This window comes from Pseudomonas sp. LBUM1656 (assembly GCF_059716065.1).
Window position 1 is genome coordinate 6,300,957 of the sequence record NZ_CP166800.1, and the last position, 13,059, is coordinate 6,314,015.

The following is a 13,059-nucleotide window of genomic DNA, read 5'->3' on the forward strand; positions in this document are numbered from 1 at the left end:
CTCATGAAAAAACTGTCCTGTAGAGCGCGACTGTCAGACCGGCAACTACGTAACCGGCGATGAGCAGGTACGGCAGAAAAGCCAGCCAGCCAAACATCATCGGGAACCCGGCAACGTTCCCCAGAAGAACAAAGGCCAACCCACATATCATCCAAGGAGCGGCGTAAAAAGGGATGAACGTCAGCGGTGCGCGCCACACACTTCTTAAAATTTGCTGTTCGGTTTTTCCATTCAGTACTCGCGTTGCCCACAGGGCAAAGGCGATGTAGGCCGGGATTCCGAATGAGAGAACGTAGATCAACATCATTTGCTGCCAATCCAGAACCGCCGCGTATCCGGTACCCTGCTCGACCAGTGTCAAAGCCAACATCACCAAGAGCGGAGACCAGAGAGCGGCCCTGAAAAAAATTAGATTGGGGATAGTCGGGTCTGCCCCCCTTTCGCATTTTTCAGTTCTCATCTTCCGCGCCGCTGTAATATTAATTTTTCCGCCTTTCCAGAAACAAAGATTGCCAAAGCGGTCAAACCCCCAGTCAATATGCTGTACGCAACAGCACGCACCGGATAAAGAGGCAGCAGATAGATCAATATTGCCGCCACCATAAAACAAACAACAATCGACTTAATTGAAACTTTCGGAACCAACGCCACAATCAAGTTCACAATAACGAACAGATAAAAGACCAAATACATAGCTATCCCGATGGATACACCACGGGAGGTCAACCCACCAAACAAATACTTGTATAGCGAAACACCATAATAATTAAGCACTACATATGCCACGCAAGCAGCAAAATGGACAAGTAACGCCACCATCACCCTCGTCATCATTTTTTCCACACTCCATACTTACTTACTGATTCCTGAGTAATGGAGCTTTTAAGTTTTTGATCTGATGCCCCCCGATATAGCGTATTTGTTACAATTTTTTCGCGATAACCCATGCGACCTGCGAACACTCTTACCTTTTCCACATGAACATCGAAGTTTTCCGAAGCCCAAAGCGCGCCACGCAGCACCATATAATTATCATATTCATTAGTAAGGTCCTCCTTAGGAAAAATAGGAATGCCATCACCATATTTAATGCCGGTATCAACTGTCTTCAGGATAGAAGCTTCAGGCTGATTGGTTTCTTCCAGATAAAGACGATAGGTGTCGGTAGCAAACGGGATTTGCCCTACGCCATCGGCCCAATAAGGCTCACCTTCAATCATTACCAATATGAAGCCGGCCCCACCTTCAGGGCTGTGCTTCCAGTCACCGGGCATAGTCGGTGCGAAGCTAATCGACATCCGATCTACTATCGCGAACTTAATAAGTTGAGCCCAAGTAAAATGCTTATACGCGCTATAAGATTCTGAGCCAACCGAAAGAGATTCCGGGTTAATCCATATCTTTTTTCTATAATTATCCGCCAAAGGTTCAAACCATTGGCGCTTTGCTTCATACAATTTATCAGCTGTCAGAATCTTGAACTGAATATCTGTCGGTGCTGGTTCAAGAGCAAAGAGCGGCACTCCATTACCCCTGGTTACCAGCCAGACATTAGGTATTGGAAGTACTTTTGGCTTTTTGTCCTTACTAGGCGTCGTTTCCGCCTTTATTTTCAGCTCCGTCTTCCCGTCGGAAGTTTCGAAAACATGAGCAACACCGCCGATGACAATAGTGGTTTCCACGCTATTACTCCGACGCAACGTAGATGGTGACTATTTCGCTTTGCTTGCCGGTTGAAAAACACCCAGTGGCGCCATCTGCTGCTGAACACCCTACTTTCTCTATTCCGCTTTCAGAAAGCATCCTGTAATTCAAGTTGGAGACCGACTGCCCATCTGCCGTCTGGAACGAAAAAACACGATTAAATACCCCAGGAATAACCACAGGCTCTGGCGCCACAAACGGCACCGGCGAATGCGAATTCCCGATAATCACCGTCCCGGACCCAGCCGTAACCTTGTTGCCATGTGTCCCAACCGAATCCACTGTCGCCGCCGGTTTGCCGTTGATCAAAACCGTCGTCGCCAACCCACCCGACATCGCACCACCACACGCCGAGGCATCGCCTTGGCGGGCGGCCGCGAGGCCGTCGAAGAAGACGTCGCCGGAACCGGCGACAATCGGGTTGGTGCCGTGGCCGGGGAGCGGGCAAGCGGTGGGGTCGGATACGCGGGCTGCGGGTTTACCGGACATACGAATCTCCTTAGTTGACCTTGACTTGACCGCTGCCATCCAGGCGCGCGGCGAAACTGACCTGACGCTTGAAACCATCAACTTCCAGCAGGCCTTCGATGCTGAAGGACAGGCGAAGCTGATCGTGATCACGCGGCAGGGAGATGACACGCACATTGCTCAGGCGTGGCTCGTAGGCTTCGATGAAATTTTCGATCGCCAGACGGGCCTGACTCAGGGAGTCGTGCAGGCTCAGACGCATGTCATTGAGATCGGGTAGCCCGTAGTCGGACAGCGTTTGCACGCTGCCCGCACGGGTGCTGAGCATCTTGGCCAGATGGGCAGCCACGGACGCCATGGCGGAGACCTCGCGGCTCCAGCCGACGCGTTTGTCCGCGTCGCCACCCAGGCGTTCGAAAAGGCTGCCGTATCCAGTCATGACTCAGGCTCCTCTTACTCTTTGTCCAGCTTGCCAACCAGCGACAGGGTGAAATCGGCACCCATGTACTTGAAGTGCGGGCGCACGTTCAGGCTGACGCGGTACCAGCCAGGCTCGCCTTCGACATCGCTGACGATGATCTGGGCAGCGCGCAGTGGACGACGGCCACGCACTTCGGCGCTCGGGTTTTCCTGGTCGGCCACGTACTGGCGGATCCACTTGTTGAGTTCCAGCTCGAGGTCGGTACGTTCTTTCCACGAACCGAGTTGCTCGCGCTGCAGCACTTTCAAGTAGTGAGCCAGGCGGTTGACGATCATCATGTACGGCAGTTGGGTGCCGAGCTTGTAGTTCAGCTCTGCAGCCTTGCCTTCTGCGCTGATGCCGAAGAACTTCGGCTTCTGCACCGAGCTCGCGGAGAAGAACGCCGCGTTGTCGGAGCCTTTGCGCATGGTCAGGGAGATGAAGCCTTCCTCGGCCAGTTCGTATTCACGACGGTCGCTAACCAGAACTTCCGTAGGAATCTTGGTTTCGATTTCGCCCATGCTTTCGAAGTGGTGCAACGGCAGGTCTTCAACCGCGCCACCGCTCTGCGGGCCGATGATGTTCGGGCACCAGCGGAATTTGGCGAAGCTGTCGGTCAGCTTGGTGCCGAACGCGTAGGCGGTGTTGCCCCACAGGTAGTGCTCGTGGCTGTTGGCGACGGTTTCTTTGTACACGAACGATTTGACCGGGTTTTCTTCCGGGTCGTAAGGGTTGCGCAGCAAGAAACGCGGCACGGTCAGGCCAACGTAACGGGAGTCTTCCGACTGGCGGAAGCTCTGCCATTTGGCGAATTGCGGGCCTTCGAAGTGATCTTTCAGATCCTTCAGGTCCGGCAGGCCGGTGAAGCTTTCCAGGCCGAAGAATTTCGGGCCGGCGGCGGCAATGAACGGTGCGTGCGACATGCAGGCAACGCTGGACACGTACTGCATCAGTTTCACGTCCGGCGAGCTTGGGGACATGAAGTAGTTGGCGATGATCGCGCCAACCGGCTGACCACCGAACTGGCCGTATTCAGCGGTGTAGATGTGCTTGTACAGACCCGATTGCATCACTTCCGGCGAATCGTCGAAATCGTCCAGCAGGTCTTCTTTGGAGACGTTGAGGATTTCAATCTTGATGTTTTCGCGGAAGTTGGTGCGGTCCACCAGCAACTGCAGGCCACGCCACGACGATTCCAGGGACTGGAAGTCAGGGTGGTGCAGGATTTCGTCCATCTGACGGCTGAGCTTGGCATCGATCTCGGCGATCATGCGGTCAACCATGGCTTTCTTGACCGGCTCACCGTTGTTCTGCGGCTTGAGCAGCTCTTCGATGAAGGCCGACACACCGCGCTTGGCGATGTCGTAGGCTTCGTCGTCCGGCGTCAGGCGGGTTTCGGCGATGATGCTGTCGAGAATGCTGTATTCGCCGTTCTCTTTGCTCTTTTGCTGTGCTGCGCTAGTGCTCATTGTTGGCTTCCTTGACTGATGGTGGCTCAGACGTTCTGGGGGGCGTCCTGGGCTGCGGCGTTCAGGCCCAGCTCACCCAGTACGCGACCGCGGGATTCGTCGTCGGCGAGAACGCCTTCGATGGCTTTGCGGAACGCAGGCGCGTTACCCAGCGGGCCTTTGAGGGCCACCAGCGCGTCGCGCAGTTCCATCAGTTTTTTCAGCTCTGGCACTTGCTCGACCAGCGAGGCCGGGTTGAAGTCCTTCATCGAGTTGACGCGCAGTTTCACGGCCAGTTCTTCAGTGTCGCTTTCTTCCTGAAGACGGTTCGGCACGCTCAGTGTCAGGCTCAGCTCTTGCTTGGCCAGCACTTCGTCAAACGTCATCTTGTCGATGCTGATCGGCTTGCGATCTTCGACTTTGCGTTCGTCCTTGCGGTGGGTGTAGTCACCGATTGCCAGTAGTTTCAACGGCAGTTCGATCTCTTCCTGTGCACCACCGGTGGCAGGTTTGAAAGTGACGTTGATGCGTTCCTTGGGGGCTACCGAGCCTTCTTTGGCCATGGCTTTTCTCCTTGCGGTTGTGGCCCTGGGGCCTATTCGAGTACCACTTCGAGATCGAGGTGGCACAGCCTGCGATAAATCTCTTCCTTGCGTTCACGTACGGCATGGTTCTGCGGCAGCAACTCGCAGCAGCTATGCAGTAAATGCAGCACTTCCAGCGCAAGATCGGGCTCCCAGGCGTTCAGGCCTGAGTCCTGTAATGTTTGGTCGAGTGTTTCGAGTTGGGTCTTGGCCAGTTCGTACTTCTTGGCCATGAAGCACAGTCGCGCGAGGGCGAACTGCCAGAAGAATCGGACGCGTCCGCCATGGGCACTTTGCAGGCCCTGCTTGAGGATCTGCACGGCGGCCTTGAGGCCGTCCTTGCGCAAAATCGGCAGGACTTCTTCGAGGGCCACTTCCCAGGCTGGCTGGGTGTCGGCGACTTCGACCTTGCGCGGCGCACTGGCGCTTTGCAGGTGCGGCATGACGTTGGCGCTGATCCAGGCGCGGGTGGCCGGATCGGCGAACGGCGCGCCGTCGTGGAAACGCAATTCGATGATGCCGGGCAGGCGCTGAATCAAAAGCGCGAAGTGGATTTCCACTTCGCGCATCGCCATCTCGGCATTCAGGCCCTGAAGGCATTCCCAGACCATTCGCTGGCCGTCGAACCAGAACGGCGCCTTCGCCAGGCTCGCCTCCAGTTCCACCAGCAGGTCGGCGTATTTGGCCTGATCGTAACGGTCCTGATAGGCCTTCAGCTTGTCGGCGGGCAAGCCGCGCAGCACGGTGATTTGCTCGGCGTTACGCTCAGGCACCGCGTCGATGGGCAACCACAGCAACGTGCGATTGAGGCGCAAGGCGCGCAGGTCGGTGGCTTTCTGCTTGAGCCACCAGGCACACAACGGACGGGCGCTTTCCTGCTGGGCGCGCAGGGCTTTGTGGGCTTCTTTTTCGTTGTCGATCGGCGCACCGGGGGTGAACAGCTGCGTGGCGGCCTGTTTGACTTGGGCCACAGCGGCACCCACCACGCCGGGTTCCGGCTGGTTGTCAGCGGCGCGCTGCACCATGTTTTTCAGGCGGCGGGAGATCGGCAGGAGCAGAGGTGCATCGTCGCCCAAGTGCTCGGTGCAAGCGGCATCGAGCCCTTCCAGGTGTTCGACCAGCCGCCGGAACATCGGCAACTGCTCTTTGATCGCGACGTTTTCGGTCAGCACCTGCTCAAGGCGCGGCACCAGCCAGCTGATCGCAGCGGAGCGGGTACGGGCCTTGTTCGGGTGAACTTCGGCCCAGTGGTTTTCGCACAGGTGGTGCAACAAACCGAGGCCGGCCAACAGGCCTTGAAAGGATTCACGCTGGTACAAGGCCCACGTCAGCCAGGCGCCGACCCGCAAATCCTTGGACTGGGTGCGCAGCAGGTTTTCGCTGTTTTCGCGGATTTTCAGCCAGTCGATCTGACCGCTTTCGTGCATGGACGAGGCTTTCGCCAGCTCGCTTTCCAGTGCCTCATATTCGCTCGAAAAGCGAACGTCCTCGCCCGCGAAATTCTCTTTGGAAACAGAGGCTTTTGCGAGATCAAGGTAATGAGCAGAAAGTTTGCTTGAGTAGGACATCCATGGCCTTTATTTAGGATTACGGTCGAACGCCAATTGCAGTTGCAGCGGCGCGGGACAGTATCAAAGAGCTGCGATGAATCTCATCCAATTGAGTTCGTGCTCTTTCAAGTGGGCGCATCGTAATCACAATGATGGCCACTAGCAAGCATCCGATTAAACAACAAGACGAACTGTTGTTTATTGCGTGTAGGAGATCCCCCTATATGTGCAAGGGGTTTCCCTGATGTCGCATTAATATTTACCGCTCCAGCCGACAGCCCTGAAACCCTTGAGGCAGAGCGGCCGACGAAACCTTCCTCAAGTCGTGGCCGGCATCCCGCGAATGCCGGGCGTGAAGCATGCCAACAATAAAGGAGGATGAATGTAGGAATGGTCCGAAAGATTGCGGTCATCTGTGAACAAAACGAATGCCGACAACAGAGCATTAAGAAAGTGCCACCAAAATGATGGCATTTCATATAAAGCATTATTTTTGTATGGTCGCCGCAAACAATGGGATCCTGTGGACGGTTATTTTCCAACCTGTATTAAACAGTCCAAGAAACATATACAGAACTAAAAGCTGCGCATAAAAAATGGGCACCCGATTCAATCGGTGTGCCCATTTTTCAATACGGTTCTCTCCGTTATTCAGGGAGTTCGCCGCAATTATGGATTAACGCTGTCTTTCAACGATTTGCCCGGCTTGAACGCAACGGTGTTACTGGCCTTGATTTTGACTGGCTCACCGGTTTGCGGGTTTTTGCCGGTGCGGGCACCGCGGTGGCGTTGCAGGAAAGTACCGAAGCCTACCAGCGTCACGCTGTCCTTGCGGTGCAGAGCGCCGGTGATTTCTTCGAGAACGGCGTTAAGAACGCGGTTGGCCTGCTCTTTGGTGAGATCTGCTTTTTCCGCGATGGCGGCGGCGAGTTCTGGTTTACGCATTAGTGAAGCCCCTTTGACGGTTTTTTGTTGTTATGTCCGTGCTGTTCTCGTTGGAACAGCGCCCAAAGCGCCGCAGGTGCTCTACTCTGCGGCAGACGGGAGTGAGAATGGCATGCACGGAAGAGCCGCGCCAGTCTCGGCGCGACCTTTGTAGGGGCAAAAGCGGGGTGATTCCGACAGAACGACCGGTATTTACGCCAGCAGCGCCGGAAGCTCTTTGTTGAGGGCCAGTTTTTCCATCACCGCCGCGCCTGTCAGGGCATAACCGAGCAGTTTTCCGCTGGTATCACGGCACAATACTTTTATGTCCGCGCCCTGCCCTTCGACGGTCCAGACGCCCTCGGCGCCCCGTGGTGGCGGCGAAACCACCAACGGGCAGACCGGGGTTTTCACGGTGATCGGCATCGGGCCATAGCTCACGGCGGTCGGGTTGCCGGCAAGGGTTTGCGCCAGCGCTCTCGCACAGCTCATGAGGGGCATGACGTACAACAAGTTCAGCCCATCGACCTCGGCGCAGTCGCCCAGGGCGTAGATATTGGCGTGGGAGGTTTTCAGGAGGCGGTCGACCACCACCCCGCGATTGACCTGCACACCGGCCGCAGCCGCCAGATCGATACGTGGCCGCAGGCCAATAGCCGAGACCACCACGTCGCAAGGAATCACCTGACCATCGGATAGATGCGCTTCCAGACCGTCCGCGACGCGCTGCAAGCGGTTGAGCACCGGCCCAAGGTGGAAACGCGCACCCAGGCTTTCCAGCCCGGTCTGAATCGCAGCGGCAGCCGCCGGGTGCAGCAGGGTCGGCATGACTTGCTCGCACGGTGCAACCAGTTGCACCTCGTAACCACCGACGATCAAGTCATTGGCGAACTCGCAACCGATCAGGCCGGCACCGAGCAACAACACCCGGCGCTTACCCGCCGCGGCGGCCCGGAAGCGTGCGTAATCTTCCAGGTCGTTGATCGGGAACACCGCATCAGCCGCGTCGCCTTCGATGGGCACCCGCACGGTTTCCGCACCCCAGGCCAGGATCATGTCGCGATAGATCACCGATTCCTCACCGATCCACAGCCGTTTGTGACCCGGATCGATGCCGCTGATGCGCGTGTGCGTACGCACTTCGGCCTTCAATTGTTCGGCCATGGTGCCCGGCTCGGCCATGCTCAGGCCGTCGGCGTCCTTGTTCTTGCCGAAACCGGTGGAGAGCATCGGCTTGGAGTAGGAGCGTCCGTCATCGGCGGTAATCAGCAGCAGCGGGGTTTCGCCATCGAGTTTGCGAAACTCTCGGGCCAGGTTATAGCCAGCCAGCCCGGTGCCGACGATCACGACAGGTGCGTTCATTCCTTACTCCTCTGATGTCTTGTTAGTTGATTTCGATCATTTCGAAATCCATCTTGCCGACGCCACAGTCCGGGCACAGCCAGTCTTCCGGCACGTCTTGCCACAGCGTGCCCGGCGCAATGCCGTCGTCCGGCCAGCCGTCGGCTTCGTTATAGATCAGGCCGCAGACCACACATTGCCACTTTTTCATTCAGGTACTTCCTCAGGATTCAGGCTTATTGCCGGCGCGGACGGTCGCCAGGTGGAGCGATGCCGTCCGGCTCAGGGGCGTTTTGTACTGATCGAGCCCGGCAGATGCAAGCCTGTTCGGCGTAACGGCGGCCCGGATCAATCAAAATCGCTGGCTGACATGGTAAGCTCGCCGCCTCATTTGCTGCCAATAATGACTCACTGTGCCGCACTCAAAATCCCCCTCCGCAACCCCGCTCTGGCTCCCTCAAAGCCAACTGACGCCCCTCCCCGACACGTCTACCCTCGACTGGCTGTTCGACGAAGGCTCCCTGACCCGACGCCTGATCCGTTTGTCGAATGACGGCTTCAGCGTCACGCCGCTGTTTGAAGGCTGGCAACCGCTGCGCGCCGACGAATGTGCCGCGCTGGAACTGGAGGAAGGCTGCGAAGGCTGGGTGCGCGAGGTGTATTTGCGCGGTCACGGCGAAGCCTGGGTGTTTGCCCGCAGCGTGGCAGCGCGCAGCGCCCTACAGGACGACGGCTTGCACATGGATGAACTGGGTAGCCGCTCGTTGGGCGAATTGCTGTTTTGCGATCAGGCATTCCAGCGTCGCGCCATCGAGGTTTGTCACTATCCTCAGGACTGGCTGCCCTTGGAGTCCCGGGCCCCTGAGCTGTGGGGCCGTCGCTCGCGTTTCGACCGTGGCGCCTTGAGCGTTTTGGTAGCCGAGATCTTCCTGCCGACCTTGTGGCTCGCCACCCGCGCCCACCCGGAGAACTGCTGATGTACCAGAGCCTGCTCAAGTCCCTGAACCGCTTGAACCCCCGGGCCTGGGATTTCATTCAGCTGACCCGCATGGACAAGCCGATCGGCATTTATCTGCTGCTGTGGCCGACGCTGTGGGCGCTGTGGATTGCCGGCAAAGGTTCGCCATCCCTGGCCAACATTGTGATTTTCGTCCTCGGGGTGGTGCTGACTCGCGCCGGCGGCTGCGTGATCAATGACTGGGCGGACCGCAAGGTCGACGGCCACGTGAAACGCACCGAACAGCGCCCTTTGGTGAGCGGCAAGGTCAGCTCCAAAGAAGCCCTGGTGTTCTTCGCATTGCTGATGGGCGTGAGTTTCCTGCTGGTGCTGTGCACCAACGCGGCCACGGTGTGGCTGTCGTTCGGCGGCCTGGCGCTGGCCTTCAGTTACCCGTTCATGAAGCGCTACACCTATTACCCGCAAGTGGTGTTGGGCGCGGCGTTCTCCTGGGGCATGCCGATGGCATTCACCGCCGAAACCGGTGAACTGCCGGCCGCCGCATGGTTGCTGTGGATTGCCAACCTGCTGTGGACCGTGGGCTACGACACTTACTACGCAATGACCGACCGCGACGACGACTTGAAGATCGGCGTGAAATCCACGGCCATTCTGTTTGGTGATGCGGACCGGGCGATCATCCTGACCTTGCAGGGGTTGGCGCTGGGCTGCCTGCTACTTGCGGGCTCTAAATTCGAGCTGGGCGGCTGGTTCCACCTCGGGCTACTGGCGGCGGCGGGCTGTTTTGCGTGGGAGTTCTGGTACACCCGTGGCAAGGACCGGATGCGTTGCTTCAAGGCGTTTTTGCACAACCACTGGGCCGGGTTGGCAATCTTTGTGGGGATTGTGCTGGATTACGCCACTCGCTGAGCAGCCAAGTCGCTGCCGAACGCAATGCTTCGGCAGCGGTTACAGGCTTTGAGTCAGCTACTTTTGCGACTCGTGAACAACGTGCCAGACGTCCTTCATTTTGTCGCCCACCATGTCGCCGGGTTTTTGGTCCTTCACGAACGTGTAAAGCGGTTTACCGTCGTAAGCGTATTGACTCGTGCCGTCATCGCGCTTGATGACGCTCCACTTGCCAGCGGCCGTGGCACCCGCCGGAGCCATCATGGGTGGCCAGTTTTTGGCGCAGTCGTCATTACACATCGACTTGCCGCCGCTGTCCTTGTCAAACGTGTACAAGGTCATGCCCTTGTGGTCGACCATCATCCCGTCCTTCATCATCGCCGGGTCGGCGGCGAAGGCCATGGTCGGCATCGTTAGCGCTGCAGTCACTAACAATGCCTTCCAGGATTGAGCAATGTGCTTCATGGAAACCTTCCTTTTGTGGTTGTCAGGATTCGGACTTAAAGCTTAGTTCAGGTTCATGACAATCGCCGGTCGACTAAAATACTGTCACACGACTGCAATAATTCCGTTATCTAATGCGGCGCAAGACAGTTAAATGACAAGAGGATTAAGGCATGGTTGGCAGGAGCATTCTGATCGTCGACGACGAAGCGCCCATTCGCGAAATGATCGCCGTTGCGTTGGAAATGGCCGGCTATGACTGCCTGGAGGCTGAGAACTCCCAGCAGGCCCATGCCATCATCGTCGACCGCAAGCCGGACCTGATCCTGCTCGACTGGATGCTGCCCGGCACGTCCGGCATCGAGCTGGCCCGTCGTCTCAAGCGCGATGAGCTGACCGGGGACATCCCGATCATCATGCTCACCGCCAAGGGCGAAGAGGACAACAAGATCCAGGGCCTGGAAGTCGGCGCCGACGACTACATCACCAAGCCGTTTTCCCCTCGTGAGCTGGTGGCACGCCTCAAAGCCGTGCTGCGCCGTGCCGGCCCAACCGACGGCGAGACACCGATCGAAGTCGGCGGCCTGCTGCTCGACCCGATCAGCCACCGCGTGACCATCGACGGCAAACCCGCCGAAATGGGCCCGACCGAATACCGTCTGCTGCAGTTTTTCATGACTCACCAGGAACGGGCCTACACCCGTGGCCAGTTGCTGGATCAGGTCTGGGGCGGCAACGTGTATGTCGAAGAGCGCACCGTCGACGTGCACATCCGTCGTCTGCGCAAAGCCCTCGGTGATGCCTATGAGAATCTGGTACAAACCGTGCGCGGCACCGGTTACCGCTTTTCGACCAAAGCCTGACCAAGACCTTTCCCGCCCGACAAGCTGACAAGGACGCGTGTTCAATTGAACCAGAACTGGCATGGCACCCTGATTCGCCACATGTTGTTGCTGGTGACCGGTTGTTTGGTGATCGGCCTGATCACCGGCTACTACGGCTGGAGCCTCGCCGCGGGCCTGGGGCTTTACCTGGCCTGGACCCTCAAGCAACTGCTGCGCCTGCACGAATGGCTGCGCCTGCACAAACCCGACGAAGCACCGCCCGACGGCTATGGCCTGTGGGGTGAAGTGTTCGACAGCATCTACCACCTTCAACGTCGCGACCAACGCGTGCGCGGGCGTCTGCAAGCGGTGATCGACCGCGTCCAGGAATCCACCGCCGCCCTGAAAGACGCCGTCATCATGCTCGACAGCGATGGCAACCTGGAATGGTGGAACCGCGCCGCCGAAACCCTGCTCGGCCTCAAGACGCCGCAAGACAGCGGTCAGCCGGTCACCAACCTGGTGCGTCATCCGCGCTTCAAGGAATATTTCGAGCAGGACAGCTACGCCGAACCGCTCGAAATCCCGTCACCGATCAACGACCGCCTGCGCATTCAGCTGTACATCACCCGCTACGGCAACAATGAACACCTGATGCTGGTGCGCGACGTGACGCGCATCCATCAGCTCGAACAGATGCGCAAAGACTTCATCGCCAACGTGTCCCACGAATTGCGCACACCGCTGACGGTGATCTGTGGCTACCTGGAAACCTTGCTCGACAACGTCGAGGAAGTGAACCCGCGCTGGACCCGTGCCTTGCAGCAAATGCAGCAACAAGGCGGGCGCATGCAGACCTTGCTCAACGATTTGCTGTTGCTGGCCAAACTGGAAGCCACCGATTACCCGTCGGACAACCAGCCCGTAGCCATCGACGGCTTGCTGCAATCGATCACGAGCGATGCCCAGCAGTTGTCCGGCCAGAAAAACCAGCGCATCACCCTGGAAGCCGACCCGACGATTCTGCTCAAAGGCAGCGAAGCCGAGTTGCGCAGCGCGTTTTCCAACCTGGTGTTCAACGCGGTGAAATACACCCCGGCCGAAGGCAATATCCGCATCCGCTGGTGGGGCGATGAGCAAGGCGCACACTTGAGCGTGCAGGACTCCGGCATCGGCATCGACAGCAAACACCTGCCGCGTCTGACCGAACGTTTCTACCGCGTCGACTCCAGCCGCAACTCCAACACCGGAGGCACCGGCCTCGGTCTGGCGATCGTCAAACACGTATTGCTACGGCATCGCGCGCGGATGGAAATCAGCAGTGTGCCGGGGCATGGCAGCACGTTTACCTGCCATTTCGCGCCGGCCCAGGTCACGAAAACCCGGGTCATCAGCACCGCCGACTGATACCGGCCAGCACTCGCCACTAGGCAATCATCAAGTCAGCCGCTACATTGGCTGACTTG

General features: G+C 57.9%; 16 protein-coding genes. 4 read left to right on the forward strand and 12 right to left on the reverse strand.

The window, feature by feature from the left end; all coding sequences use genetic code 11:
- Position 1: 1 nt before the first annotated feature.
- The 11 genes from ACA072_RS28655 to ACA072_RS28705 form a co-directional block, all read right to left on the reverse strand.
- Complete coding sequence (locus ACA072_RS28655) at positions 2-460, reverse strand: hypothetical protein (RefSeq protein WP_497622122.1); 459 nt, start codon at positions 458-460, stop codon at positions 2-4.
- Complete coding sequence (locus ACA072_RS28660; RefSeq protein WP_497622124.1) at positions 457-834, reverse strand: hypothetical protein; 378 nt, start codon at positions 832-834, stop codon at positions 457-459. Before ACA072_RS28660 ends, ACA072_RS28655 begins: the two co-directional genes overlap by 4 nt.
- Entirely contained in the window at positions 831-1,682 is an 852-nt protein-coding gene (locus tag ACA072_RS28665) for a hypothetical protein (RefSeq protein WP_497622126.1), read from the reverse strand. The genes ACA072_RS28660 and ACA072_RS28665 overlap by 4 nt, the downstream gene beginning before the upstream one ends.
- A gap of 4 nt (positions 1,683-1,686) precedes the next feature.
- The gene (locus ACA072_RS28670) at positions 1,687-2,193 is read right to left on the reverse strand and encodes a PAAR domain-containing protein (RefSeq protein ID WP_497622128.1); all 507 of its coding nucleotides are present in this window, start codon (positions 2,191-2,193) and stop codon (positions 1,687-1,689) included.
- A gap of 10 nt (positions 2,194-2,203) precedes the next feature.
- Positions 2,204-2,611, reverse strand: a complete 408-nt coding sequence (gene tssE / locus ACA072_RS28675; RefSeq protein ID WP_008150080.1) for a type VI secretion system baseplate subunit TssE — start codon at positions 2,609-2,611, stop codon at positions 2,204-2,206.
- Between the two features lie 14 nt (positions 2,612-2,625).
- On the reverse strand, positions 2,626-4,101 hold the full coding sequence (gene tssC / locus ACA072_RS28680; protein WP_109626782.1) for a type VI secretion system contractile sheath large subunit: 1,476 nt from the start codon (positions 4,099-4,101) through the stop codon (positions 2,626-2,628).
- 26 nt (positions 4,102-4,127) lie between these two features.
- Positions 4,128-4,643, reverse strand: a complete 516-nt coding sequence (gene tssB / locus ACA072_RS28685; protein ID WP_401354998.1) for a type VI secretion system contractile sheath small subunit — start codon at positions 4,641-4,643, stop codon at positions 4,128-4,130.
- 32 nt (positions 4,644-4,675) lie between these two features.
- Positions 4,676-6,232, reverse strand: coding sequence for a type VI secretion system protein TssA (gene tssA, locus ACA072_RS28690; protein ID WP_497622129.1), 1,557 nt, complete (start codon positions 6,230-6,232; stop codon positions 4,676-4,678).
- A gap of 651 nt (positions 6,233-6,883) precedes the next feature.
- A complete protein-coding gene (locus tag ACA072_RS28695) occupies positions 6,884-7,159 on the reverse strand; it encodes an HU family DNA-binding protein (RefSeq protein WP_003213368.1) in 276 nt (91 codons plus the stop codon).
- 192 nt (positions 7,160-7,351) lie between these two features.
- The gene (locus tag ACA072_RS28700) at positions 7,352-8,500 is read right to left on the reverse strand and encodes an NAD(P)/FAD-dependent oxidoreductase (protein ID WP_497622130.1); all 1,149 of its coding nucleotides are present in this window, start codon (positions 8,498-8,500) and stop codon (positions 7,352-7,354) included.
- Between the two features lie 22 nt (positions 8,501-8,522).
- The gene (locus ACA072_RS28705; protein WP_007954349.1) at positions 8,523-8,690 is read right to left on the reverse strand and encodes a rubredoxin; all 168 of its coding nucleotides are present in this window, start codon (positions 8,688-8,690) and stop codon (positions 8,523-8,525) included.
- Between the two features lie 202 nt (positions 8,691-8,892).
- Between ACA072_RS28705 and ACA072_RS28710 the strand changes: the two genes are divergently transcribed.
- Positions 8,893-9,456 carry a chorismate--pyruvate lyase family protein gene (locus ACA072_RS28710; RefSeq protein ID WP_497622131.1) on the forward strand — a complete coding sequence of 188 codons (564 nt, stop codon included), beginning with the start codon at positions 8,893-8,895 and terminating at the stop codon, positions 9,454-9,456.
- Positions 9,456-10,346 (forward strand): 4-hydroxybenzoate octaprenyltransferase, encoded by an 891-nt coding sequence (gene ubiA / locus ACA072_RS28715; protein WP_497622132.1) that lies wholly within the window; start codon positions 9,456-9,458, stop codon positions 10,344-10,346. Before ACA072_RS28710 ends, ubiA begins: the two co-directional genes overlap by 1 nt.
- Before the next feature lie 57 nt (positions 10,347-10,403).
- Here ubiA and ACA072_RS28720 read toward each other — a convergent pair whose 3' ends face one another.
- Entirely contained in the window at positions 10,404-10,790 is a 387-nt protein-coding gene (locus ACA072_RS28720; protein ID WP_497622133.1) for a COG4315 family predicted lipoprotein, read from the reverse strand.
- 152 nt (positions 10,791-10,942) lie between these two features.
- Here ACA072_RS28720 and phoB point away from each other — a divergent pair, with 152 nt between their 5' ends.
- Positions 10,943-11,632, forward strand: a complete 690-nt coding sequence (phoB, locus tag ACA072_RS28725) for a phosphate regulon transcriptional regulator PhoB (RefSeq protein ID WP_008150066.1) — start codon at positions 10,943-10,945, stop codon at positions 11,630-11,632.
- 81 nt (positions 11,633-11,713) lie between these two features.
- Positions 11,714-13,000: a phosphate regulon sensor histidine kinase PhoR gene (phoR, locus tag ACA072_RS28730; RefSeq protein ID WP_257605207.1), complete on the forward strand. Its 1,287-nt coding sequence runs from the start codon at positions 11,714-11,716 to the stop codon at positions 12,998-13,000.
- The last annotated feature ends 59 nt before the right edge of the window (positions 13,001-13,059 follow it).

Coding starts and splice junctions, on each gene's coding strand:
- ACA072_RS28655 (WP_497622122.1), bottom strand. CDS start 460: ATGAGAACTGAAAAATGCGAAAGGGGGGCAGACCCGACTATCCCCAAT.
- ACA072_RS28660 (WP_497622124.1), bottom strand. CDS start 834: ATGATGACGAGGGTGATGGTGGCGTTACTTGTCCATTTTGCTGCTTGC.
- ACA072_RS28670 (WP_497622128.1), bottom strand. CDS start 2,193: ATGTCCGGTAAACCCGCAGCCCGCGTATCCGACCCCACCGCTTGCCCG.
- tssE (WP_008150080.1), bottom strand. CDS start 2,611: ATGACTGGATACGGCAGCCTTTTCGAACGCCTGGGTGGCGACGCGGAC.
- tssC (WP_109626782.1), bottom strand. CDS start 4,101: ATGAGCACTAGCGCAGCACAGCAAAAGAGCAAAGAGAACGGCGAATAC.
- tssB (WP_401354998.1), bottom strand. CDS start 4,643: ATGGCCAAAGAAGGCTCGGTAGCCCCCAAGGAACGCATCAACGTCACT.
- tssA (WP_497622129.1), bottom strand. CDS start 6,232: ATGTCCTACTCAAGCAAACTTTCTGCTCATTACCTTGATCTCGCAAAA.
- ACA072_RS28695 (WP_003213368.1), bottom strand. CDS start 7,159: ATGCGTAAACCAGAACTCGCCGCCGCCATCGCGGAAAAAGCAGATCTC.
- ACA072_RS28700 (WP_497622130.1), bottom strand. CDS start 8,500: ATGAACGCACCTGTCGTGATCGTCGGCACCGGGCTGGCTGGCTATAAC.
- ACA072_RS28705 (WP_007954349.1), bottom strand. CDS start 8,690: ATGAAAAAGTGGCAATGTGTGGTCTGCGGCCTGATCTATAACGAAGCC.
- ubiA (WP_497622132.1), top strand. CDS start 9,456: ATGTACCAGAGCCTGCTCAAGTCCCTGAACCGCTTGAACCCCCGGGCC.
- ACA072_RS28720 (WP_497622133.1), bottom strand. CDS start 10,790: ATGAAGCACATTGCTCAATCCTGGAAGGCATTGTTAGTGACTGCAGCG.
- phoB (WP_008150066.1), top strand. CDS start 10,943: ATGGTTGGCAGGAGCATTCTGATCGTCGACGACGAAGCGCCCATTCGC.
- phoR (WP_257605207.1), top strand. CDS start 11,714: ATGTTGTTGCTGGTGACCGGTTGTTTGGTGATCGGCCTGATCACCGGC.